This window comes from Pedobacter sp. GQ55, from assembly GCF_059758925.1.
Genome location: NZ_JCAXEI010000008.1, coordinates 1 through 23,965, shown reverse-complemented (window position 1 = coordinate 23,965; position 23,965 = coordinate 1). Strand labels below are relative to the sequence as shown.

The following is a 23,965-nucleotide window of genomic DNA, read 5'->3' as shown; positions in this document are numbered from 1 at the left end:
TTTGATCTTAAGTTTAAATAACATGGCAGAATTAAATGCTCATATACCCGAAGGAGAATTAACCGATAAATGGACTAAACTACGTTCTTCTATGCCATTGGTTAATCCGGCCAATAAAAGAAGCATCGAAATAATTGTAGTAGGTTCCGGACTTGCGGGGGCCTCTGCGGCAGCAACCCTTGCAGAAATGGGTTATAAGGTTAAGTGTTTTTGTTTTCAGGATTCGCCAAGACGAGCGCACTCTATTGCAGCTCAGGGTGGTATCAATGCAGCGAAAAATTATCAGAATGATGGTGATAGTACTTATCGCTTATTTTATGATACGATAAAAGGTGGTGATTACCGTGCTAGAGAGGCTAACGTACACCGTTTGGCTGAGGTAAGCGCTAATATTATAGATCAATGTGTGGCACAAGGTGTGCCGTTGGCAAGAGAATATGGTGGTTTGTTAGACAACCGTTCTTTTGGTGGTACACAAGTTCAAAGAACATTTTATGCTGCCGGACAAACCGGTCAGCAATTGCTTTTAGGAGCATATAGTGCTTTAGAGCGTCAGGTAGGTATGGGTAAAGTTGAAATGTTTACCCGCCATGAAATGCTTGAAGTGGTTGTAGTAGAAGGTAAAGCAAGAGGAATTATTGCTCGTAACTTACTTACCGGTGAGCTTGAGCGTCATTCAGGCCATGCTGTATTATTGTGCAGTGGGGGTTACGGAAACGTATTCTACTTGTCTACAAATGCAATGGGTAGTAACGTAACTGCAGCCTGGAAAGCCCACAAAAAAGGAGCTTTCTTTGGTAACCCATGCTATACTCAAATTCACCCTACTTGTATCCCGGTTTCAGGGGATCATCAGTCTAAACTGACCCTGATGTCTGAATCGTTACGTAACGATGGACGTATCTGGGTTCCTAAGAAAAAGGATGATACACGTAAAGCTTCAGAAATTCCTGAAGATGAAAGAGATTATTATTTAGAGCGCAGATATCCTGCTTTCGGTAACCTTGTTCCTCGTGATGTTGCATCTCGTGCAGCTAAAGAGCGTTGCGATGCCGGTTACGGAGTGGGTAATTCTAAGCTTGCTGTTTACCTTGACTTTAAAGCAAATACAGAGCGTTATGGCCGAATTGAGGCTAGTAAGCATAATATCCACAATCCGGATAAAGAAACCTGTATGAAATTAGGTCGTGAGGTCATCAAAGAAAAATATGGTAACCTGTTTGATATGTACGCGCAAATTACCGGAGAAGATCCTTATGAATTGCCGATGCGTATTTATCCTGCCGTTCACTATACCATGGGTGGCTTATGGGTAGATTATAACTTAATGACCACTGTACCGGGCCTATATGCTTTAGGTGAGGCTAACTTCTCAGATCACGGGGCGAACCGTTTAGGTGCTTCGGCATTAATGCAGGGTTTGGCCGATGGATATTTCGTTATCCCATATACTATTGGTGCTTATCTTTCAAAAGAATTGGCTACTAAACCAATTCCGCAAGATCACCCTGCGTTTGTAGAGGCTGAGGCAAGTGCCAAAGGGATCCTTGATAAGTTCTTGTCTATTAAAGGAACCAAATCTGTAGATCATTTCCATAAAAAATTAGGAAAGATCATGTGGGAGAAATGTGGTATGGCGCGTAATGAAAAAGGTCTGAAAGAAGGTATCGCTGAAATTCAGCAGCTTCGTAAAGAGTTTTGGAGTGATTTACGTGTACCGGGTAGCGCAGAAGAAATGAACCCTGAGCTTGAAAAAGCTGGTCGCGTGGCCGACTTTATTGAGCTAGGTGAATTGATGTGTATGGATGCATTGAACAGAAACGAATCATGCGGTGGTCACTTCAGAGAAGAGTATCAGACTGAAGAGGGAGAGGCATTACGTGATGATGAAAACTATGCTTACGTTGCTGCATGGGAATATAAAGGTGATGTAACTTTTGAACTTCATAAAGAAGAATTGAAGTTTGAAAATATCAAAGTTGCACAAAGAAGTTATAAATAGCTAAGTACTAAAATCTCAATATTATGAGTACAGGAAATATGAATTTAACGCTTAAAATCTGGCGTCAAAAAAATAACAAAGCCAAAGGCAGTTTGGTAGATTACAAAATATCAGATGTATCTCCTGATATGTCTTTCTTAGAAATGTTCGACGTACTGAACGAAGACCTGGTTGGTAAAGGTGAGGAGCCGGTTGTTTTTGATCATGACTGCAGAGAAGGAATTTGTGGCGCATGTTCTATGTTCATCAACGGAAGACCACACGGACCAAAAGAAGGTATCACTACCTGTCAGTTGCACATGCGTTCGTTTAAAGATGGAGATACCATTGTTGTTGAGCCATGGCGTGCAAAGGCTTTTCCGGTAATAAAAGATTTGATGGTAGATCGTACTGCATTCGATAGAATCATTGCTTCTGGAGGCTTTATCTCCGTAAACACGGGTAATGCACAGGATGCGAACAATCTTCCTATTCCTAAAGTTCAGGCAGATTCAGCTTTTGAAGCCGCTGCTTGCATAGGTTGTGGTGCTTGTGTTGCGACTTGTAAAAATGCTTCTGCAATGTTATTTGTATCTGCAAAAATATCTCAGTTGGCGCAATTGCCTCAGGGACAGCCAGAACGTTATCGCAGGGTTCAAAGTATGGTTGCTCAGATGGATGCCGAGGGTTTTGGTAACTGTACCAATACCGGTGCATGCGAAGCAGAGTGCCCTAAAGGAATATCATTAGAGAATATCGCACGCATGAATAGAGATTTTTATTCTGCAAAATTTGTATCTGAGGAATCTATTTAATAGATTTATCTAACGAGACAAGGGTATTACACTCAAAACCCCGGCTATTTTAGCTGGGGTTTTGTGTTATTGGTACTTTATTTAGTGAGCGTAAACGAAATCGGTATGTTGTATTTTACTCTAACTTTTTGGCCATTCTGAACTCCAGGGATCCACTTAGGACTTGCTTTTAAGACTCTTACAGCTTCCTCATCCGTTCCTCCACCAAGTTTCCTATCTACTTTAATATCGGTTAATGAGCCATCTTTTTCAACGGTCATAGACAAGAATACCTTTCCCTGAATGTTTTTATCCTGTGCTTCTTTGGGATATTTTACAGTTTTCTTTAAGAAATCATAAAACTTCTCCATACCGCCTGGAAATGAAGGTTGCGTTTCTAATGATACAAAGTCAAAAACTTTCTCATTATTTTGAGGGGTTGTTTGCGTATTTCCAGAAGTGGCTTGTTTTGGCCCAAGTGAGAAGCTTATAGGAATGTTATATTTTACCCTTACTTTTTGACCATCCTGAACTCCTGGAATCCATTTTGGACTTTCCTTTAGAACTCTCACTGCTTCCTCATCTGTGCCGCTACCAAGTTTTCTATCTACTTTGATGTCTGTAAGTTCTCCGTCCCTTTCAACAATAAAACTGAGAAATACTTTACCTTCTATCTTATTTTCAAAAGCTTCTTTTGGATATTTAACACTTTTCTTTAGGTACTCATAAAATAGTCCCATTCCTCCAGGAAATGATGGTTGGCTTTCTAATGATACAAAATCGTATACTTTTGAGTCGTCATTGTTTGATGATGATGATGATTTCTTTGAGTAGCCCATGATTACTATCTCAGATGGCAACGCAATGTAATCCTTTAAAGTAGGAAGATCCTGATTTTTAAGTAGAGTAGGAGATGATGGTGTGGTGTTAATGTCAGTATGCAATGTAAATTTAGCAATAAGGTAATACTTGCCATCTGGAATGCCTTTAAATTTCGGATAAGAGAGAATGACCCTTTTTATTTCCTGTTCACAACCAGAGCCTAATGCCGTAACTGTGCCAAGTTCATCAACCTCACCATCTTTAACAGTAAATTTAACCTGACTATTGCCCTGTAGATTTGATTCGTATGCAGCTGCAGGATATCTGATGGTTCTTTTGAGATGGTTGTAAAAATCTGTCCAGTCAGTATCAGCCTTTGTGTTTGAAGTTTTGTTTGTTGTAACAGCTTTTTGGAGAACTTCATCTGTACTTTTATTTGAACGTGCTTTAACCGGATCTTTTATCACATCTGTTATGGCTTCTTTAACTATGTTTAAAGGTTCCTCCAAAGGAATTTCTTCAGCCATCTTTTTTATTTTCTCATTGTTTCTGATTGTTGCCGAAGACATAATCAGCGTAACTGCAAATAGAGGAACAAACATCCCGTATTTTAACATTGCGGTTTTTCTGGATCTTTGTTTATGTAGCATGTAAATTCTTTTTTTAATTAATGATTTATTAAAAAAACTATTTGTTAGTGTATTTGCAGGAATTCCAAATGCACTACTCAATAGCAATAATGCATATTGTTCTTTATCTCCCTGGTAGGTGGCAGCTTCTTCGTCGGCCAGATATTCATGGATGTGTTTGACCGTTGTCTTATAAAAATAGATTACAGGATTAAACCAGGTGATTATTCCCACTACTTCAAAAAAGAGTACATCAAGCGTATGCCATTGTCGGATGTGAATTTCTTCGTGTTTTTGAATGGTTTGAACTTGAGGTAGGTTTTGGTCAATAATTTTTTTCTTAAAAAAGGAAAATGCCGATCCGCTTTTTTTTCTTTTTAGTAGGATCTGCACAGAAATAAGCTGAAAGATAAATCTACCAACAAAGAATAAAATGCCGGTAAGGTAAATAAACACCAGCGTATTGCCTAGATTAAAGCTGTTGGCATCGTCTTTTACGACTGTCATTTGAGTGATAAAATCATTGATTTGAACAACCCCAGTATATACCGGTTGAACGGCAGGCTGTGTTGTAAACCATTCAAATCTTAAAAATGGTATTGCAAGAGATAATATACCGGCAGCAACCAGGTAAATTCTATTCCATAAAAAATAAGTTTCCTTGTCTAACAATAACTTATAAAAGCCATAAAATACAACTAGGTAAATATTGACTTGAAGGATATAATGTGCCCAGGTCATCTTGGTCTGTTTTTAATTTTGTTAATCATTTTAAGAATTTCATCAACATCACTCAAATCAAGTTTCTCTTCTTTAACAAAGAAAGAGAACATGCTTTCCACTGAATTTTCAAAATAGTTGCCCAGTAGTTTTTCCGTAGCATGTCGTTTGTATTCTTCCTTACTAATTAAAGGGAAATACTTATGGGCTTTACCAAAGGCTTCGTGATCAATGAATCCTTTTACCTCAAGAATGCGGATGATTGTAGAAACAGTATTGTAAGCCGGTTTAGGCTCTGGCAGGAAATCCATTACGTCTTTAACGAATCCTTTCTCTATCTGCCATAAAATCTGCATAATCTGTTCTTCTGCTTTTGTTAAATCTTTAATTTCCATGAAATATTAGTTTTAGTATTTAGTGTGATTTTAGTTGTACTTATACTGCGCAATATTTGGTATAACTAAAAACTTAGTATAAACTTAAAACTAATTATTTAGTTTTCAAAATATTTATTGAAGATTTATTTTTGAATCGTATCTTCCTCAGGATATTTACACCCTTTGTTATGATAATGAATAGATTACTCTGTTTCACGTTTCTCCTTTTTCTTAATTCGGTTGTTGTAAAGGCCCAACAGATCATTAGGAAAGACACAGCAATCAGTAAAATGGTTGATGATGTATCTGCAACTAATTTGGAAAATCTGGTAAGAAAGCTAGTCTCCTTTAATACCAGACATACGCTGAGCGATACTTCGAGTAAAAAAACAGGGATAGGAGCGGCAAGAACATGGATAAAATCAGAGTTTGAAAAATATGGCAAATCCGGAGGAGGCCGGTTACAGGTTTCTTATGATGCATTTACTCAGAAAGCAGATGGGAAGAGAATAATTACCCCTTCCGTTCTCAAAAACGTGGTAGCAGTGTTGCCTGGAACAGATCCGAGTGACAAGAGGATTTTATTAGTTTGTGGCCATTATGATTCAAGAATTACTGATGTAATGAATATTAAAGGTTTTGCTCCGGGTGCTAATGATGATGCTTCAGGTGTGGCAGGTGTATTGGAGATGGCAAGGATAATGAGTAAAGGTCAGTTTCGCAGCACTATAATGTTTGTGGCGATGGTTGGCGAGGAACAGGGACTTTACGGTGCTGCAAACCTTGCGAAACGAGCAAAAGACGAAGGATGGAATGTTCATCTGGTAATGAATAATGATATGATTGGCAATTCTTATGGAATGGAAACTGATCTTAAAAATAACACGATGGTGCGGGTGTTTAGTGAAGGTGTTCCTGCTGCAGAAACCAAAGAAGAGGCAACTATGCGCCAATCCATCGGTGCAGAAAATGATGGTATGGCCAGACAGGCCTCAAGATATATTAAAGAGGTTGGAGAACGCTATGTAGACAATCTGAATGTGAAATTGGTTTATAGAAGAGATAGATTTTTAAGAGGGGGAGATCACACACCTTTTTCTTTGCAAGGATTTACCGCTGTAAGAATAACAGAAATGAACGAAGATTTTAACAGACAGCATCAGGATATTAGAACGGAAGATGGATTTAAATATGGCGATTTGCCTGAATATGTTGACTATGGCTATTTGCAGAAAATAGCCCGAATGAATTTGGCCGTGCTTTCAAATCTAGCCTCATCGGCCGGAGCGCCTGAAGAGGTAGTTATGTTAACTTCAACGCTTACTAATAAAACAACGCTCAAATGGAATGCCCCGAAGGGAAAACTTCCTTCAGGCTATTATGTGTTAGTACGGGAAACTACGTCACCAGTTTGGGAAAAGAAGATTTTTGTAAATGATACCTCTGCAACGATTGCTTACTCTAAGGATAACTATTTTTTTGGGGTACAATCTACAGATGCAGATGGACATGAAAGTCTGATTATTACGCCCAGACCAGGCAGATAAAGAAAATGGCGGACCTAAACCGCCATCTCTTACTATTAACTAAAACTAAACTTATTTTTTGTGGTGTACTAAACAAGGTTTAATACACCTATATATAGTACCAATCTCTTATTTAGAGAAAGGGTTGCTTACTTTTACCATTTCAGTTTTGTTGGCTGATGAAGATTTCAAAGCAACGTCTTCATTATGGCTATTTGATATACTTGTGGCAAATGTTAAAATCATCATGATGAAAACAGGAACCAGTAAAAGTAAAAATGGCGATACGTTTGCTAACTTTTTCATAATCGTTTTGTTTTGATGAAACAAATAGAATAAATAAAAAAATGCTGCTAAAATCTTTTAGACGAAGGACATATTATCCTAGATAAACGGTTAAATTGAATAGTTTTGTGATTAGTTGTATTATTTTGCGAGTTGGTAGAAAAAAAATGCCAGTTCGTCGAAAGCGAACTGCTTAAACAAGCAGATTAATTTATTTTGGACCTATGAAATTTTGTTTAGTCATCGTATAATGAAAAGTAGAAACTCCATTATTATACACCTTCTCTTTTGGCTCTTTATTGTTCTGTTTGTGACTGTATTGGTTATTTACAGTAAAGAACCAGTGTCTTTATATAAGCTTGCCATAAACTTTGGCTTTTCCGGATTGATCAATATTTCTATCTTTTATATTAACTATACGCTGTTAATTCCTTTATTGGTAAAAGAGAACAAGAGATATGGCCTTTACATCATATCCATCATTTTACTAATGGTGATGATGAGTTTCATCAAAACGGTTATAGCTACTTTGCATGCCGAGACTATTTTGCAGCATCTTAACAGTAATGGAGTTGCCGAGTATACACCTATTTCTACCTACGCAATTAGTGCATTGTTTATTTCGGGCTTTTTTATAGCTGTTAGTTCGCTGCTTAAACTAGCGATAGACTGGTTTGGGAATGAACATACTCAGCGTAATTTGGAAAGTGAAAAGAAGGAAATGGAGTTGCAATTTTTAAAATCGCAATTGAACCCGCACTTTCTGTTTAATTCTTTGAATAACATTTATTCTCTGGCTTATCAGAAATCTGATAAAACTGCTGATGCAATATTAAAGCTATCAGAAATTATGCGCTATATGATCTATGAAAGTAATGACAGTTGGGTTTCTTTAAGTAAGGAAATTGAATATGTGCAAAGCTTTATAGAATTGCAAAAATTGAGATTTAAAGATGGTGCAGCTGTTGAATTTACAATGAATGGAGAAATTGATAATCAACAGATCGTGCCTTTAATATTAATATCATTTGTTGAGAATGCTTTTAAGCATGGGGTAGCTAATGATCCTAAAAATCCGATTAAGATCAACATCATTGCCAATCAAAAGATATTGCATTTTAGTATAACCAATAAAAAGAATAAATATAATAAAGATGAAATGGGGGGCGTAGGCCTAAACAATGTTGAACGGAGGTTGCAATTACTTTATCCGGATAGGTATAAATTAAATATTGTAAATTCGGCTACCCATTACACTAGTGAGTTAATGCTTGATATATGATAAAGTTAAAATGTATTGCGGTTGATGATGAGCCGTTAGCACTTGATATTATTGAGGACTATGTTTCTAAAGTTCCGTTTCTTGAATTAGTTAAGCGGACTGAAAATGCTATAGAGGCTTTACAGCTTGTTCAAGCTGGAGGCATTGATTTGGTGTTTCTAGATATCCAGATGCCAGAGCTTACGGGTATACAATTCCTTAAAATAGCGAATGGAAAGGCTAATTACATTTTAACAACGGCCTACTCTCAGTATGCGCTTGAAAGTTATGATCTTAATGTGTCAGACTATTTGTTGAAACCGATTGCATTTGATCGTTTTTATAAAGCTGTGGAAAAGGTGCATAATCAAATGAAGATTGCAGAGCCGGCTCCTGTACCTCAACCCTTTGTTGCGGCTGCTCCTTCACCGGTGGCGTTGAATCCAATACAGGACTTTATTTTTGTTAAAACAGAGCATAAAATCCAGAAGATCCAACTTGACGATATTCTTTATATAGAAGGTTTAAAGGATTACATATCTATTTATACAAAGGCAGAGCGTATTATTACCCTGCAGAATATGAAAAAGATGGATGAGACCTTACCAAAGGGCCAGTTCGTAAGGGTTCATAAATCTTATATCATTTCGCTTGATAAAATAGAGAGTATAGAAAGAAGTCGCATTTCTATTTTCGGGAAGATTATTCCAATTGGAGATACCTATCGTGATGAGTTTTTTAAACACATAGATAACAAGAATATTTGATAAAAAGTTATTCGGGCTTCGCTTCCACCGGGATCACGATAGTACTTACAAGGCCGCAACCTGGTTTAGTTTGGTTCTTATTGCATGCTCAGCTTCAAGAGTAACTACTTCAGGGTTTCTTCCTTCAGGCTCTATCGGGTTTAAAACTGTCCACCGTAAACGTTCTCCGAAGCTTAAAGGGAAGCTGCCATACTGAACCAGCTTCCATGAATTTTCTATTGCCACAGGAATTATCAATGCATTTGGTACAGCTTTTAACAGGGTTGCAATACCACCTACCTGAAAGGTTTTTACCTTCCCATCCTTTGCGCGTGTACCTTCAGGAAAGATCATAGTAGACCATGTGTTTTCCTTCATCCTTCTGCCCAGTTTTATAATTTCAGAAATAGCTTGCTTACTGTCTTTGCGATCTATGTTTGCGCCGCCTCCATATTTCAGATTAAATGAAATAGAGGGGATGCCCTTTGTTAATTCAATTTTAGAAATGAATTTAACATGGTACTTTCTGAGGAACCATATTAAACCTGGAATATCATACATACTTTGATGGTTGGCAATAAAGATGATAGGCCTGTTGAGTGGCAGATCCTGGTCATTTTTAAATGTTATCGAAGCGCCTAAGAAAATGTCGCAGTAGGTGAGAAAGAAATTAAGTGCATCTACCGAAGTTTTATGGGCTTTATATCCAAACAAACGATAAGAAACCCATTGAATGGGTTGGAATACAACCAGCGTTAAAAAGAAAAACAGGTAAAAGATGGGGCTAAAAATATAGCCAAAAAACTTATTCATAGTTTATACGGTAAAGCTGAACAAAATTACTGTATTTTGGTTATAAATGACCTTCCTGTAATAGAATTTTAGTTTTCAAGATAGCAGCCACACTCATGCTATCGGTAATTTCTCCATTAATAACCATTTGGTAGACGTCATTAAAAGGTAGCTTTTTAACTACAAGCTGCTCTGTCTCCTCAGGTGAGGAAACTCCAGGAGTTAGGCCTTTAGCAACATAAATAATTGCGAGTTCATCGCTTACCGAGTTAGACAAGTGCATTCGTTGAATTTCGATCCATTCTGTAGCCATCAGACCCGTCTCTTCAATAAGTTCACGTTTGGCGCCATCCAGCGGATTTGCCAAAAGAGCTCCACCACCTTCAGGGATCTCCCAGCTGTAGGCCTTTATAGGGTATCTGTATTGTCCAACAAGCCATGTGTTTAAATCTTCATCAAGCGGCAAAATTCCTATAGCGATATTTTTGAAATGTACTTCGCCATAGATGCCTTTGCCACCTGATGGATTGATAACCTGATGCTCCGTTAAACCGATCCAGCTGTTCTCATATATTTTATTGCTTTCGATGGTCTTCCATGGGTTTGTATTTTCCATGCGCGCAATATACAAATTAACTAAAATGATTCTTCATCAGGTCTGGAATCCTGCTGATCTTGTTTTCTAGTTTTTTTGAATTTAAAATCATTGTTGCCGAAGCGATAAGAGTAAGTTAAATTGGCCATGGTTCCTTGCATAAATCTTCTAAAATCGATTGTTGAGGTGACTCCATTGGTGGTCATACTCCATCTCCGTGTACTAAACACGTCCCTTATATTTAAGCTGAGTGATGATTTTTTGTCTTTGAAATCATATTTAGCACCTGCATCTACACCGTACATTGCATTTCTTTTACCTTGAGCCATTACTTCAGGTGCGCGGTAATCTCCCCTAATCTGAAGAGATACATTGTAAGGTAAAATGAAATTATTGGTTAGATTGGCGTTCCAGCTGAAACCAGAGTTTTCTACAATTCCGAAAGCAGGTACTCCATTAATTTTGCTTTGATACAAGTTTATGTTAGTTGTAAAGTTCCAGGCTTTAGCCACATCAACCCGTCCGATTAATTCAAGTCCGCTTGATAGTTGTTTTGTTAAGTTTTGCGGGGTTACAATTGTGATTCCGTTTTCGTCGGGTTCTGTTCTTACTCTTTGTATCACATCATTGGTTTGACGTATATATGCGCTGGAAGTAAATGTTACTTTTGGCCAGAACTTACTATAGCTTAGCTCAAAAGCATGTACATCCTCTGGTTTCAGATTGGGATTACCCTGACGGTAGTTAAGCGGATCGGATACATCTAGAAATGGGTTGGTGTCCCATCCTCTTGGCCTGTTAACCCTTCTGCTATAGCTAAGCTGTACTTGTTGTTCACCTTTAAATTTTTGGGTTAAGTATACACTCGGATATAATCTTGTATAGGCTACTTTTCCAGGAATATATTCTAACTGATTCAATTTATACATCCCTAAACGAGTATCTAACGTTGCATCTTCTGCTCTTACACCTACCTGATAACCAAAATTCTTAACCTGATTTTGGTAATTAAAGTAAAGGGCGTGAACCTGATCCTTGCTGTTAAACTCATTGGTTAGGGCAAAGTTTACTTCGTATTCTCCGGTTAGGTTGTTTAACTGATCAGAGAATGCTGTATTTTCTGCCAAACGAATTTGACTTCTGTAACCGGCTTCAATTTTCCCGGCTTTACCAATTGGTAAGGTATAATCAGTTTGAACATTGTAGCTTCTGTTAAAGCCGGTTCCATCATTTCGCTGAATGTCAGGCAAGGAGCTGGCTGCATCCCCATCAATATTATAGATGTTTGTGCTGTAGATCTGATCGTTGTCGTTTGTGCCTTCAGAGAAACTTAGATTAAAGGTTAGTTCTTCTCTTGGTTTCTTAAATTTCTGGCTAAAGTCCAAATTAAGATCATAACTACTCCCGAAGCCTTTGTTTGTATTGTTTCTATTGCTTAATTCCAGAGGGTTTTTACCACCATCAAGTTTATCGATATTCAGGAATTCGTTTCTATCGTTATCTCTTGAATTGAACCCGCCCGAAAAACTGATTACACTTTTGTCTGTAATACTATAGTCGATACCTGCTTTTATGTTATGGCCTTTATCCTGTGATTTTGAATCGGTGTTTTGATTGGCGAAAATTGTAGGGAAGGGACTGTCCAGATAGGTGATGTTGCTATATCCACCACCCATGCGATTACCATAACGATAGCCGTAATTTCCGTAAAGGTTTATTTTTTTGTTTTGAAAACTCAGGTTTGTGCTTGCATTATAATTGTCTCGGTTACCTGCACTGAATGCTGCGGAGCCATTGAAACCTAATTTCTTATTCTTTTTTAATACGATATTGATAATTCCTGATTGTCCCTCTGCATCATATTTTGCAGATGGATTGGTAATCAGCTCAACGCTTTCAATGGAGCTGGCAGGTATAGATTGCAGTATTTGAGCAACGTTTCCGCCGGCTATTAGTGATGGTTTACCATCTATCAGAACCTTTACTCCGGTGGAACCTCTAAGACTTACATTACCATCGATATCAGATTGAACAGAGGGTACGTTTTGAAGTAAATCGGAAGCAGATCCGCCCTCGCTAACTAAACTTTGATCAACAGCGAAAACTTTTTTATCTATTCCAAGTTGAATGGCACTTTTTTGAGCAGTGATAGCCACCTCGTTTAACACCGTTCCTTTGGCTGGCTTCATTTTGATTGTGCCGAGGTTAATTATTTTCTGAGCATCGGAAATAGAAATGGAATCTCTAACCATTGTTTGGTAACCAACATAACTTATTTTGAAGGTAAATACTCCTTTTGGTAGACCATTGATAAGTAAATTACCATTTACATCAGTTTGTGCGCCTTTAATAATTGCTTTTGTTTTTCTGTTAAGGATAGTGGCTGTGGCAAACGGTACCGTTTCATTACTTTGAGCATCTACAACTTTGGCCGTAATTTGGCCCTCTCCATTGGTTTGGGCATTAAGTTTTACAGTTGTAATACAAAAGGAAATAGCTAAAAACAGTACTTTGCACGTAGAATTCTTCATTCGGATCTTTCTTTTTTATTAGGTTTCTTTAAGGAGGGACAAAGAAACGGAGGGAAAGTTTAATAATACGGGAGTAACTATTTTATTACAGCAAATATGATCAACTACACAAATGTTTTTTCTAACGACGGGATGACCTATCAGCAGTATAGAAGCCTGATCGATGAGCTTTTACTACAACGTAAAACCACAGGGCCTGATGATTCTGATGCAATGTTGCATTACACTAAAATGAATGTGCAAAGAATGAACAGGGTTGATAAGACAGTGAAATTAAACGAGGATTTCCTGAATGTGCTTAACACCGTAACAAATAAATATCGGTTTCTGGTAATTTCTGAAGGATGGTGTGGAGATGCGGCCCAGATTGTACCCGTTTTTGATAAAATAGCAACCGGCTTTACTGATAAATTTGAACTCAGGTTTGTTTTGAGGGATAAAAATTTGCCATTGATTGATGCGCATCTAACCAAAGGCGGCAGGGCCATTCCAGTATTATTAATTCTAGATGAAAAAGGAGATGCTGTTAAGAAATGGGGCCCAAGACCTGATGTTTTGCAGGAGTTATTGGCCGGTTGGAAAAGAGATAGCAGTGATATGATGGAAATCGCCGAAAAACTTCATGGCTGGTATGCAAAGGATAAAACCCAAACTACACAACAAGAATTAACGGAAATATTTAAGGATTTAACTTAATCTACAGATACTGTTAGCCCTTCCTGCTGAAGGATTTTACGGTAAACTTCCATTTCAGTAAAAGAACCTTCCAAAACAGCACATTTACCTTTGTTATGGACTTCCCATGCAATTTTTTCTGCCTGGGTTTCAGAATAGTCCAGGTATTTCATCATGCAATGAATTACATGATCAAAAGTATTTACATCATCGTTCCATAATATTAAGCGGTGAACTGTTTTTAATGAGGTAAGGATCTCTTCTAATGTAAATGTTTCCTCTTTGGTTTCTGTTGACATATTACAAAAATAAGCTTATTTCAAAATAATGTTGCAGTTAAAGTTATTTTTGCTTAAAATTTGTACTAAACTCAAATATAATGCAGCGTTCAAAGATTGCCGGTATTGGCTACTATGTGCCCAAAAATGTTTATTCTAATGACGATTTATCTCGTTTTATGGATACGAACGATGAATGGATACAGGAGCGTACCGGAATAAAAGAACGTCGTTTTGCGGATAGGCTTGAAGAAACAACTACCACGATGGGCGTTGAAGCCGCCAAAATTGCTATCGAGCGTGCCGGCATTACCGCACAGGATGTTGACTTCATCATTTTTGCCACACTTAGTCCTGATTATTATTTTCCGGGTTGCGGGGTTCTGTTGCAGCGTGAAATGAAAATGAAAGAAATAGGTGCCCTTGATATCCGAAATCAGTGCTCAGGATTTGTTTATGCACTATCTGTAGCAGATCAGTTTATAAAAACAGGCATGTATAAGAACATACTCGTTGTGGGCAGCGAGAAACATTCATTTGCGATGGATTTTGAAACAAGGAGCAGAAATGTTTCTGTTATATTTGGCGACGGGGCAGGGGCAGTTGTTTTACAACCTACTCAGAAAGAGAACCAGGGTATATTAAGTACACATTTACATAGCGATGGTGCTGATGCAGAGATTTTGGCAATGTATTATCCCGGTGCTTCGGCAAATAAATGGCTTAAGGATAAGCCCGGATATCCTGACCAGGAGCTTGGGGGGTTATTCATGACCGCAGAACAGTTGGAAAGCGGTGCCGCATTGCCTTATATGGATGGGCCTGCTGTATTTAAAAAAGCAGTCGTAAAATTCCCGGAAGTAATAAAAGAAGCGTTAATTGCCAATAATCTTACAGAGAAAGATATCGATATGCTGATTCCTCATCAGGCCAACCTAAGAATAAGCCAATATGTACAGCAGTTACTGGGTTTAAGTGACGACAAGGTGTTTAATAATATTCAGAAATACGGAAATACTACAGCAGCCTCAGTTCCCATTGCACTCTGTGAGGCATGGGAGGAGGGTAAGATTAAAGATGGCGATCTTGTTTGCCTTGCAGCTTTTGGTTCTGGCTTTACCTGGGCAAGTGCTTTAATCAGGTGGTAAGCTTAATAAACGCTAACTTCCCTTTGCTGATCTTGTCATTTGCTCAAAGGCATCCCACATCTCATTCGGAATGGCTTCAAGACCATTAAACTGACCAGCCCCCTGTAACCACTCACCGCCATCAATAGTAATTACTTCTCCGTTAATATAGCCTGCAAAGTCACTGATTAGAAATGCCGCTAAATTAGCGAGCTCTTGGTGCTCACCTACGCGTTTCAAAGGGACCCTGTTCTTGAAATCGAACTTCTCTGCCAGATCGCCAGGCAATAACCGTTCCCATGCACCCTTAGTAGGAAAGGGGCCAGGAGCAATAGCATTTGTTCGGATACCATACTTGCCCCATTCAACAGCTAAAGAGCGTGTCATGGCCAACACACCGCCTTTAGCGCATGCAGAAGGCACGACGTATGCGGAGCCTGTAAAAGCATAGGTGGTAACAATGTTTAAAACACTTGCGCTTTGTTTTTCTTTTATCCAATGTTTGCCAAAAGCAAGGGTGCAATTTACTGAGCCCTTCAAAACAATGTCTATTACCGACGAAAAGGCATTCGCTGACAAGCGTTCCGTTGGGGAAATGAAATTTCCAGCGGCATTGTTAAGCAGGGCATCAACTTTTCCAAAGGCTTTTAAAGTCTCTGCCAATACATGCTCTACTTGTTCATATTCCCTAACATCGCAGGCTACTGCAAGTACTTTTCCACCAGTTTCTTTCTCCATCTCTAAAGCTGTTTGCCGGAGCACCTCAAGCTTACGGCTTGTGATAACCAGGTTTGCACCTAATTTCAGAAAATAGGTACCCATGGCTTTTCCTAAGCCGGTACCACCACCTGTAACTACAATTGTTTTTCCTTTTAAGGCATCGTCTCTTAACATTGGCTGGTTGAACATGGCTTATTTCTTTTGCAGGTTATCAATAATTGTTTTTAAAATGCTACGGGTTGCAGGGGCCCACCATTGTTTTAGCATTACTTGCAATGCTTCACTTTGATCGGCACTGGTTGCTGTGATTAAATCTTTTCTAATGTTGAGCTTACTCTGTTCCCAGGTATTACGTTCCATAGCCATGTATTTTCTGATCTTTCTCTCAGCAGCTGTGAGGATACTGGCTGGATTTACAATCTCGTCGACCAGGCCAACCTGCAGCGCCTCTTCCGGGGTAAATAGTTTCCCTTCTAAAAGACTTCTGGTAGCATTAGCCTGTCCAATCCAGAATGAGTACAGCTTAAAGATGCTGTTAGGTACAATTATGCCAACGGGAACTTCATTTAGTCCAATAATGTACTTGCCTTCGGCCATTATTCTATAATCGCAAGCCAGGGCTATAACGCATCCCCCAGCAGGGCTATGTCCATTTATGGCAGCAATTAATGGTTTTTTAAATGAAGTTATTGTCGCAGTAAAATTCAAAAACAGGTGCCAGAATGACTCGGCTTCTTGTTCTGAATAGTTGTATAATTCTATAAGGTCCAAACCGGCAGAGAAAAAATGCTCCTTACCGGTAATAATTACTCCTGCGATATTGGGATCAGCCGCTATGTTTATAAGTATATCATTTAACTCCGTAATCATTTCGCGGTTAAGTGCGTTAGATTTACCTCTATCAAGAGTAATAATGCTTAAGTGATCTTTTATGGTGACTCTAATTGTATTCATTTATATTTATTTTACTTCATAGGTGTAAACTGTACGCGCTAAGTTCCCAAACATATCCATGCCCTCTATAACGATTCTGTAGGTTCCGGGTTCATCTGAATTGAAATAGTTGAACGCTGCTTTTCCACTTTCATTTGTTACAATATTAGGATTCCAGTAAATGGTGGTCCTGTAATCGGGTCTGTTATCAGGAGCATCATATTTTGGAGAATAGAATTCTCTTGGTGTATAATATCCTTTGGGAGAGAAAGGAATGATCCCTGGTGTAAATGTAGATGCACTGGAATAGCCACCCCCACGTTTGGTGGTAATAACTAATACACCACCACCTCCACGGCTGCCATAAATTGCAGTATTACCCGCTGATTTTAATACTTCGATCGTCTCAATATCCATTGGATTAATATTATCCAGAAAATCGCCTTCCATTTGCATACCATCTAAAACTATTGACATTGGCGTGCCATTGTTTCTCATTAAATATGGAGTTCCGTTTCTAATAATCAAGCCAGCAACACGGCCCTGTAAACATTGTGATAATGTGGTACAGTACTGAAGCTGGTCTGTAGTTATAATAGCATCGGCGTTACCGGCACCATTTAGATTTGAGGAATTCTTAGCCGGATTCTTTTTCTCTACAATATTGACCTCTTTTAACAAAATTGTACGTTCCAGTATTCCGCGTCTAGTTAAATCGTCAAAATAGTTTTCACTTTGTTTCAGATATCCTGATAAGGCCTCATTAACATTCACCTCTATGTCGCCTGTATTTTTGTTTTTAGTAACCACCTGCCCTGATACAACATCAAGAACTATATCTACACTCTTTTTGTTTTTTGAGGTTCTGGCTTGCACAATGAATTTAGTACTGTCATTAAAAATCAGGTTGTCGAAATTGAAACGGCCTTGCGCATCAGATAATGTATCAATAGCGAACAATCCTCCCGAGGAAGAGAAAAGTGATACCTTGGAGTTTGGTAAAGGTTTGCCACCATAACTTGTAATTACCCCACTAATTTTTAATGACTTTTCTGGTTCATAACGGATATTAGGGCCTGCATTATTAATTATATTTTTCCATAATATTCTTCTCCATCCCTGGGTTATCATTAGGTTATCTAAATCCTGCTGTGTTTTTTGATCATCGTGTAAAAAGTAGTAGTTAGGTTTTTCTATGTAACCAATAAGATCTGAAGTAAGTAGCAGGGTCGTAAAAATATTGCTTTCGTTTTCTTCGTCAGGCTTTACCGATGTGATATTGGTAACGGCTATAGAAAAACTTGCCTGTGCAGGCTTTTCTGCAAAGTCGGCCTGAAGGTTTACGTTAACCTTTTCCTTTCTTGCATAGCTCTCTTTAGCGGTGGAAACCTTTGTTGTTATCTTGTCCTTAACATTATTTACAAAAACAAGGCGCTCTGCAACAGGAGTGTTCTGAGCAGAGAACAAGGTGAGTTGAATTATGCCTGATGGCAAATCTTTTTTAGGAATTGAGGTGGTTATAATTTGTTTTTGAGAAGCGGCTTTGGATATGAAATAAACATTTCCATTGTTTTGTGCAACCAGTTTTAGCTGACCATTTCCTATTAGATCGGGACTCAATAAAACTTTAGCAACAACATTTTCCGTATTGCTGTTTACCGTAATGATATAACCACTTGGTAATACTCTGGGTAGATTTATAGTGCTTTCAGACCCGTCTTTATATTTTACTTTAGCAGCATAAGTTTTTCCATGCTGTGGATTGAGTATAAAACTGCCTATTCCTAAGTGTTGTGTGCTAAATTGAGTAACTTCCTGACCATCGTTATCTATTATTGATCCTGTTACATCTTCGCCCAATCCAGAAGCATTCACAGCTTTGATTCCAATTTTATTAGGGAGACTTTCTACTAAGTTTCCGCTTTCGGGGAAGAACTGAACATCTATTGCATTTGATGTTGCCTTAACCGGAATTTCTTTGATTATCTTTTTCTTATCCGGAAGCGTTAACGTAGCTATAATTTTTCCGGATTTGTATAAAGAGGGTTGAGTATTTAAGAAACTGATGCTTACCTCTCCCTGGTCATTGGTTACTGCTTTTCCTTTTGCCAAGGTTCTGAAGTTTAACTGGACTTCGTAGGAAACATCACTTTGCGCATATGGAACACCTTTTTTATCTATGAACTTAATGCCGGCATCTACTTTTTCCGCAGCATTTTGCTTGCTAAAAGCGTAGCTGGTATTTGTAAAAACATTATTAGCCCATGAATTGCCAATTTTTATGGTTTTATCGAAAAAGAATTCTGTTCCCGCATTTTTCATCCATTGGGTATACGCCCTTATGCGATAGTTACCCTCAGTAAAGGAATCAGGAAGTTTAAAATCGCCCCAGGTAAATCCCGAAACTACGGGTAGCTTAATCTGCTTTTTAACTGAATCTTTTTCGCTGATCAATTCAACATATAATGCATTGCTAATTGTTGACGGTTTCCCTGTTTGAGCATTTACAACGTAAGCTTTAAACCAAATATCATCGCCAATAGCATAATAAGGTTTGTCAAGATGCAGGTGCACTTTTTCCTGAGGATATTTTTCAATATACGTTTCAAGTTTCTTTATCAATGCACTAAAGGGATCGTCATCTGCTTTGTAAGCAAAAGTTATGAGTATCCCAAAGCATAGTAACAAAGGCAGAATTAGCTTACGTTTCATAAATAAGAACCTTAACAAATAAAGCCTCAATATACGAAATATTAACTTTAGAACTTATTCTTCCACATCATGCTTTCGACAGGTTTTGTGGTTTTGTTGTTGTATTTAGCATTGGTTTTAGTGTTATACATAGTTTGTATATCACCTTGAACCATAAAGTAAATTAATTGACCAATTGGCATTCCGGCATATATTCTGACAGGTTGTGCACATGAAATTTCTAATGTCCATGTATTGCAAAAACCAACATCACCTTTGCCAGCGGTTGCGTGGATGTCTATTCCTAATCTACCAGTACTTGATTTTCCTTCAAGAAAAGGAATATGAGCATGGGTCTCTGTGTATTCTAAAGTAACACCTAGATACAGTGTGCCTGGATGTAGCACATATCCTTCTTTTGGAATTTCGAAATGATCTATTTTATTGTGTGCTTTTGCATCAAGAACCCTGTCTTTATAAGTAGCCAGATACTTGCCCAAATGAACATCGTATGAGTTTGTGCCAAGGCATTCGGGGTTAAAAGGCTCTATTATAATGGTTCCTTTATCTATTTCTTCCAGTATTCGTTTGTCGGACAGTATCATTTTATCTAGTATTTGGACGAAATTATGATTAATTTAAGATACTTTTGCATAGTTTTTCTAAAATAGAGATGCCTGTAGTTTTTAATAAAAATATTGACAAGGACACCATACTTGCTGTATGGAAAATCGAAGAAACTGAAGAGCAGCTGCTTTCGGGTTTACAACTGAAGCAGCATGAGCTTGATGTGATTTCATCGTTAAATAATGGAAAGCGGTTGCTTCACTGGTTAAGCACAAGAGTGCTGTTAAGAACAATGCTTAATACTTCTGAGTATATCGACTGTCGCATGGATGAGCACGGCAAGCCATATCTTCCTAACCTTGGATACCATATTTCTTTAAGTCATTCTTACGATTACGCGTCGGTAATTGTTGGTAAGACAAATAAGGTCGGGGTTGATATTGAGCTTATTAAACACAAAATAAAGAGCATAAGAAATAAGTTTCTGTCTGACTCGGAACTTGCCCAAAAACAAATTGGTGATAATACTAATGGATTATATGTGTGCTGGTGTGCAAAAGAAGCCATTTATAAATGGAATGGGAGGAAGGGGCTGGAGTTTAAACGCGACATTCATATTAAACCCTTTAAGCTTAAAGATGAAGGAAGTCTTAAAGCTCTTGTTGATCTTCCTGAAGGAACTCTGGAGCTTACTGTACACTACTTTAAAACTAACGATGGCTATATGTTAGGTTACGTGGTAGCTTAACTTTTCATAAAATGAATAAGAGAGTTGAATTTATAGACTGGGGTCTTGTTGATTATCAGGATGCCTGGGATAAACAGGAAGTTTTGTTCAATCAAAGCGTCACTTTGAAAACACAAAACCGAACAAATAATACCAATTTGGAAACCCCTAATTTTCTGGTGTTTTGTGAGCACCCTCATGTATATACTTTAGGGAAAAGCGGCCACCCGGAAAACTTATTGCTTAATGAACAAGGTTTAACAGAAAAAGGGGCTACATATTATAAAATTAATCGTGGTGGTGATATAACATATCATGGACCCGGGCAAATAGTGGGTTATCCAATTCTTGATCTGGATAATTTTTTTACCGATATCCATCTTTATTTAAGAATGCTTGAAGAAGCGGTTATTTTAACCTTGAATGATTATGGAATTATATCGGGCCGGTATCCAGGTTATACAGGTGTATGGTTGGATGCTGATAATGAGAAAGCACGTAAAATATGTGCTTTAGGTGTAAGGTGCAGCAGGTGGGTAACCATGCATGGCTTTGCGTTTAATGTAAATACCGATCTTGATTACTTTAAAAATATTGTTCCTTGTGGTATAGACGACAAGGATGTAACGTCGATACAACGTGAGTTGGGCTACCCCGTAGATATGGAAGAGGTTAAAGGTAAGCTGAAAAATCATATTGCCAGTCTGTTTGATATGAGGCTAATCTGATTCCTGTTTGAAAAAAGGGCTTGAGATTTTGATTTTTTGACTTAAAGATTATCTTTATAATAAATTAAAACTCAAAAACCTATGGACTACAATTCAGAGTACTCTTCAGCCGCCGCCGCCGGAATAGGCGCCGGAACATTTTTCTTCTGTTTAATCCTGTCAGTTATTGTCTATGCCGGATTATGGAAAACATTCGTTAAAGCCGGAAAACCGGGATGGGCATGTATAATACCAATCTACAATTTAATTGTCCTTATTGAGATTGTTGGTAAACCGACGATATGGATACTTTGGCTATTAATACCGTGTGTAAATTTTGTATTTATTATTTGGCTAGTGAACCTGTTAAGTAAAAGCTTCGGAAAAACAGAAGGCTTTACAGTAGGACTATTTATTTTGCCAATTGTCTTCTATCCAATATTAGGCTTTGGTGACGCTAAATATTTAGGTCCATCTGCTGCGGAAGCGCAAAATGGCTTTAATAATCCTAACAATCCTTTTGGCAATAACCCATTCAATGATCCATTTAACAAACCTCCTACAACTCCTGGAATTTAATTGTTAGTATTTATAACATATATCTTATCCGCCTGGTCTTCTTTTTTAGACAAGGTGGATATTTTTTTGCTACCCTGTCCGTTCAAGTATATCTTCAAAATAGACTGCCCGGGATGTGGCTTTCAGCGCTCATTAATATTTCTCCTAAAAGGGGATTGGGATAAGAGTTTTGATATGTATCCACCAACAGTTCCTCTTCTTATTACTTTTATTGTGGGATTGTCGGCCAATTACTGGTTTGGTAAAAGAAGTGATAAGTTAATTAAGACACTATATCTAATTACAGGATCAATTGTGTTAATCAATTACGTTTATAAAATGTGGATACCTCATCCGCACTATGGATAGTATTAAGCCAACAAATCCACATATGGGCAAACAGTTAAATTATCTTGCTCTTGGCGATTCCTATACCATAGGAGAATCGCTAGAACGCTATGAGAATTTTCCAAATCAACTGGCAAAAGAGCTCACGAAAAAAGGCCTTATTATAAACCCACCGATCATAGTTGCCAGAACAGGTTGGACAACCAGCGAATTACAATCAGGAATCAAAGATTCAGGCATACCAGAGCATAAATTTGATATTGTTACCTTGCTAATAGGCGTAAATAATCAATACCGAGGTGAATCAAAAGATGTTTACCGGAAGGAGTTTAAAGAGCTCCTGCACACCGCTGTAAATTTCACAAAGGACAAAAGATCGCATGTTTTTGTGGTGTCCATTCCCGATTGGGGAGTTACTCCATTTGGCTTGCAAAGTGGACGAGACCCGCAAATCATCGCTAAGGAGATAGATGCCTTTAATGCTATAAACAAAGAAGAAACACTAGCTGCAGGGTTTAACTATACGGACATTACGCCGGCCTCCCGATTAGCGCTATCAGACAAAGCGCTGGTTGCTAAGGATGGTCTCCATCCTTCTGGTAAGATGTATGCCGGATGGGTAAAAAGCATCTATTCAGCTCTCGAAGTAATATATCTATAATCTTTAATTACCGTTTTTAAGAATTCTAATTCGTTCATTCCCTCTGGTACTTTAATGGAAAGATGTGTTGAGATTCTTTCTGACATTGTGTAAATTAAATCGGCATTATTTGTTCTGTAAAAAGTACTTATAACTTCGTGGATTAGCTCTGCATCTCTATCTGTAAGTTGATCAGCATAGGCAAAAACGGGGGTGTATTCTTCTTCTACCGGATGAAAAGCAATGTGATCAAAGCCCGTACGTGCAACTGTTTTTATAAGGGTAGTGCCGGCAACAATGTCACCAATTCTTTGTTTATTTTCTGTTACAGCCACACAGATTAATCCACCAACCTGAGCGGTTAAACCAAAATCTACCAGTCTAAACAACCAGCGAATAAAATACTGGCCTAAACTTGCCTGGCCGCCGTTTAGGCTAATAACTTTTATCTTTAGTAACTTTTTTCCTATACTCTGTCCGTTCATAAAAACCTCAGAAATGAGGTCATAAAAAACAAAACAAGCACCATAAATTGACCATATGGAAATGATAAGGATGCTTGATTGTGTGGTTCCCGTGAGTGCAGTTAATACCATAAGCAGAATTCCCACTACTATAAAAGCTCCCAGATCAATTAATCTTGCAGCCACCCGTTCTCCCAATCCAGCAACCGGATAATCAATAGCTACATGCTGACTTGTGTTTACCTGTATTGTTTCCATATAAACTCAAACTTAGGTAAAATTTAAAACAAAGAAATGTTCAGGAGAATTAAAATAATGATAGTAAACTACCCAACCACACTTTGTGATGGATTGGGTTTAGACATCAATAATGTACAGTACAACTATACCTATTGCATCTTTCGGGCAGATTTACAGCAGCCCCAAGCAAAGCAATGTTTTGAGCGGCATTAAAATCCGCATCTATCACAC

General features: G+C 38.1%; 24 protein-coding genes. 12 read left to right on the top strand and 12 right to left on the bottom strand.

Features of this window, described 5'->3' with window-relative positions:
• Nucleotides 1-22: 22 nt before the first annotated feature.
• The gene (locus AC6CH7_RS19220; protein WP_498264269.1) at nucleotides 23-2,002 is read left to right on the top strand and encodes a fumarate reductase/succinate dehydrogenase flavoprotein subunit; all 1,980 of its coding nucleotides are present in this window, start codon (nucleotides 23-25) and stop codon (nucleotides 2,000-2,002) included.
• Nucleotides 2,003-2,025: 23 nt separating this feature from the next.
• The gene (locus AC6CH7_RS19215) at nucleotides 2,026-2,796 is read left to right on the top strand and encodes a succinate dehydrogenase/fumarate reductase iron-sulfur subunit (protein WP_498264268.1); all 771 of its coding nucleotides are present in this window, start codon (nucleotides 2,026-2,028) and stop codon (nucleotides 2,794-2,796) included.
• Nucleotides 2,797-2,873: 77 nt separating this feature from the next.
• On the opposite strand, the gene AC6CH7_RS19210 is transcribed toward AC6CH7_RS19215, so the two are convergent.
• On the bottom strand, nucleotides 2,874-4,967 hold the full coding sequence (locus AC6CH7_RS19210; RefSeq protein WP_498264267.1) for a TonB family protein: 2,094 nt from the start codon (nucleotides 4,965-4,967) through the stop codon (nucleotides 2,874-2,876).
• Nucleotides 4,964-5,341 (bottom strand): BlaI/MecI/CopY family transcriptional regulator, encoded by a 378-nt coding sequence (locus tag AC6CH7_RS19205; RefSeq protein ID WP_048907820.1) that lies wholly within the window; start codon nucleotides 5,339-5,341, stop codon nucleotides 4,964-4,966. The genes AC6CH7_RS19210 and AC6CH7_RS19205 overlap by 4 nt, the downstream gene beginning before the upstream one ends.
• A gap of 176 nt (nucleotides 5,342-5,517) precedes the next feature.
• Here AC6CH7_RS19205 and AC6CH7_RS19200 point away from each other — a divergent pair, with 176 nt between their 5' ends.
• The gene (locus AC6CH7_RS19200) at nucleotides 5,518-6,870 is read left to right on the top strand and encodes a M20/M25/M40 family metallo-hydrolase (RefSeq protein ID WP_498264266.1); all 1,353 of its coding nucleotides are present in this window, start codon (nucleotides 5,518-5,520) and stop codon (nucleotides 6,868-6,870) included.
• 108 nt (nucleotides 6,871-6,978) lie between these two features.
• On the opposite strand, the gene AC6CH7_RS19195 is transcribed toward AC6CH7_RS19200, so the two are convergent.
• Nucleotides 6,979-7,155, bottom strand: a complete 177-nt coding sequence (locus AC6CH7_RS19195; RefSeq protein ID WP_161662359.1) for a hypothetical protein — start codon at nucleotides 7,153-7,155, stop codon at nucleotides 6,979-6,981.
• Between the two features lie 229 nt (nucleotides 7,156-7,384).
• Between AC6CH7_RS19195 and AC6CH7_RS19190 the strand changes: the two genes are divergently transcribed.
• Entirely contained in the window at nucleotides 7,385-8,416 is a 1,032-nt protein-coding gene (locus tag AC6CH7_RS19190; protein WP_498264265.1) for a sensor histidine kinase, read from the top strand.
• Nucleotides 8,413-9,162, top strand: coding sequence for a LytR/AlgR family response regulator transcription factor (locus tag AC6CH7_RS19185; RefSeq protein WP_498264264.1), 750 nt, complete (start codon nucleotides 8,413-8,415; stop codon nucleotides 9,160-9,162). Before AC6CH7_RS19190 ends, AC6CH7_RS19185 begins: the two co-directional genes overlap by 4 nt.
• A gap of 45 nt (nucleotides 9,163-9,207) precedes the next feature.
• Here the strand turns inward: AC6CH7_RS19185 and AC6CH7_RS19180 are convergent, their stop codons facing one another.
• Genes AC6CH7_RS19180 through AC6CH7_RS19170 form a run of 3 tightly spaced genes read right to left on the bottom strand, consistent with a single transcriptional unit; the run spans nucleotide 9,208 to nucleotide 13,059 of the window.
• Complete coding sequence (locus AC6CH7_RS19180; RefSeq protein ID WP_498264263.1) at nucleotides 9,208-9,954, bottom strand: lysophospholipid acyltransferase family protein; 747 nt, start codon at nucleotides 9,952-9,954, stop codon at nucleotides 9,208-9,210.
• Between the two features lie 40 nt (nucleotides 9,955-9,994).
• Complete coding sequence (locus AC6CH7_RS19175) at nucleotides 9,995-10,549, bottom strand: NUDIX domain-containing protein (protein ID WP_498264262.1); 555 nt, start codon at nucleotides 10,547-10,549, stop codon at nucleotides 9,995-9,997.
• A gap of 20 nt (nucleotides 10,550-10,569) precedes the next feature.
• Nucleotides 10,570-13,059 carry a TonB-dependent receptor gene (locus tag AC6CH7_RS19170; protein ID WP_498264261.1) on the bottom strand — a complete coding sequence of 830 codons (2,490 nt, stop codon included), beginning with the start codon at nucleotides 13,057-13,059 and terminating at the stop codon, nucleotides 10,570-10,572.
• A gap of 96 nt (nucleotides 13,060-13,155) precedes the next feature.
• Between AC6CH7_RS19170 and AC6CH7_RS19165 the strand changes: the two genes are divergently transcribed.
• Nucleotides 13,156-13,755, top strand: a complete 600-nt coding sequence (locus AC6CH7_RS19165; RefSeq protein ID WP_498264260.1) for a thioredoxin family protein — start codon at nucleotides 13,156-13,158, stop codon at nucleotides 13,753-13,755.
• On the opposite strand, the gene AC6CH7_RS19160 is transcribed toward AC6CH7_RS19165, so the two are convergent.
• Nucleotides 13,752-14,033: an ATP-dependent Clp protease adaptor ClpS gene (locus AC6CH7_RS19160; RefSeq protein ID WP_048907811.1), complete on the bottom strand. Its 282-nt coding sequence runs from the start codon at nucleotides 14,031-14,033 to the stop codon at nucleotides 13,752-13,754. The two genes, AC6CH7_RS19165 and AC6CH7_RS19160, sit on opposite strands and share 4 nt — an antisense overlap.
• Before the next feature lie 80 nt (nucleotides 14,034-14,113).
• Between AC6CH7_RS19160 and AC6CH7_RS19155 the strand changes: the two genes are divergently transcribed.
• The gene (locus tag AC6CH7_RS19155) at nucleotides 14,114-15,160 is read left to right on the top strand and encodes a 3-oxoacyl-ACP synthase III family protein (RefSeq protein ID WP_498264259.1); all 1,047 of its coding nucleotides are present in this window, start codon (nucleotides 14,114-14,116) and stop codon (nucleotides 15,158-15,160) included.
• 12 nt (nucleotides 15,161-15,172) lie between these two features.
• Here AC6CH7_RS19155 and AC6CH7_RS19150 read toward each other — a convergent pair whose 3' ends face one another.
• Genes AC6CH7_RS19150 through dcd form a run of 4 tightly spaced genes read right to left on the bottom strand, consistent with a single transcriptional unit; the run spans nucleotide 15,173 to nucleotide 20,088 of the window.
• Nucleotides 15,173-16,048, bottom strand: a complete 876-nt coding sequence (locus AC6CH7_RS19150; protein ID WP_498264258.1) for an SDR family oxidoreductase — start codon at nucleotides 16,046-16,048, stop codon at nucleotides 15,173-15,175.
• 3 nt (nucleotides 16,049-16,051) lie between these two features.
• Complete coding sequence (locus AC6CH7_RS19145; protein ID WP_498264257.1) at nucleotides 16,052-16,813, bottom strand: enoyl-CoA hydratase/isomerase family protein; 762 nt, start codon at nucleotides 16,811-16,813, stop codon at nucleotides 16,052-16,054.
• Between the two features lie 6 nt (nucleotides 16,814-16,819).
• Nucleotides 16,820-19,504, bottom strand: coding sequence for a carboxypeptidase-like regulatory domain-containing protein (locus AC6CH7_RS19140; protein WP_498264256.1), 2,685 nt, complete (start codon nucleotides 19,502-19,504; stop codon nucleotides 16,820-16,822).
• A gap of 47 nt (nucleotides 19,505-19,551) precedes the next feature.
• Nucleotides 19,552-20,088 (bottom strand): dCTP deaminase, encoded by a 537-nt coding sequence (gene dcd, locus AC6CH7_RS19135; RefSeq protein WP_048907807.1) that lies wholly within the window; start codon nucleotides 20,086-20,088, stop codon nucleotides 19,552-19,554.
• Between the two features lie 68 nt (nucleotides 20,089-20,156).
• Here dcd and AC6CH7_RS19130 point away from each other — a divergent pair, with 68 nt between their 5' ends.
• The 5 genes from AC6CH7_RS19130 to AC6CH7_RS19110 all read left to right on the top strand — a co-directional run bounded on the left by AC6CH7_RS19130 (nucleotide 20,157) and on the right by AC6CH7_RS19110 (nucleotide 23,051).
• Nucleotides 20,157-20,798, top strand: a complete 642-nt coding sequence (locus AC6CH7_RS19130) for a 4'-phosphopantetheinyl transferase family protein (RefSeq protein ID WP_498264455.1) — start codon at nucleotides 20,157-20,159, stop codon at nucleotides 20,796-20,798.
• A gap of 11 nt (nucleotides 20,799-20,809) precedes the next feature.
• The gene (gene lipB, locus AC6CH7_RS19125; RefSeq protein WP_498264255.1) at nucleotides 20,810-21,505 is read left to right on the top strand and encodes a lipoyl(octanoyl) transferase LipB; all 696 of its coding nucleotides are present in this window, start codon (nucleotides 20,810-20,812) and stop codon (nucleotides 21,503-21,505) included.
• Between the two features lie 81 nt (nucleotides 21,506-21,586).
• Nucleotides 21,587-22,063 carry a DUF5684 domain-containing protein gene (locus AC6CH7_RS19120; protein WP_498264254.1) on the top strand — a complete coding sequence of 159 codons (477 nt, stop codon included), beginning with the start codon at nucleotides 21,587-21,589 and terminating at the stop codon, nucleotides 22,061-22,063.
• Nucleotides 22,064-22,117: 54 nt separating this feature from the next.
• Nucleotides 22,118-22,411: a DUF2752 domain-containing protein gene (locus AC6CH7_RS19115; protein WP_498264454.1), complete on the top strand. Its 294-nt coding sequence runs from the start codon at nucleotides 22,118-22,120 to the stop codon at nucleotides 22,409-22,411.
• Between the two features lie 22 nt (nucleotides 22,412-22,433).
• A complete protein-coding gene (locus AC6CH7_RS19110) occupies nucleotides 22,434-23,051 on the top strand; it encodes an SGNH/GDSL hydrolase family protein (RefSeq protein ID WP_498264253.1) in 618 nt (205 codons plus the stop codon).
• Here the strand turns inward: AC6CH7_RS19110 and AC6CH7_RS19105 are convergent.
• Entirely contained in the window at nucleotides 23,021-23,752 is a 732-nt protein-coding gene (locus AC6CH7_RS19105; RefSeq protein WP_498264252.1) for an RDD family protein, read from the bottom strand. The two genes, AC6CH7_RS19110 and AC6CH7_RS19105, sit on opposite strands and share 31 nt — an antisense overlap.
• Nucleotides 23,753-23,965 lie beyond the last annotated feature (213 nt).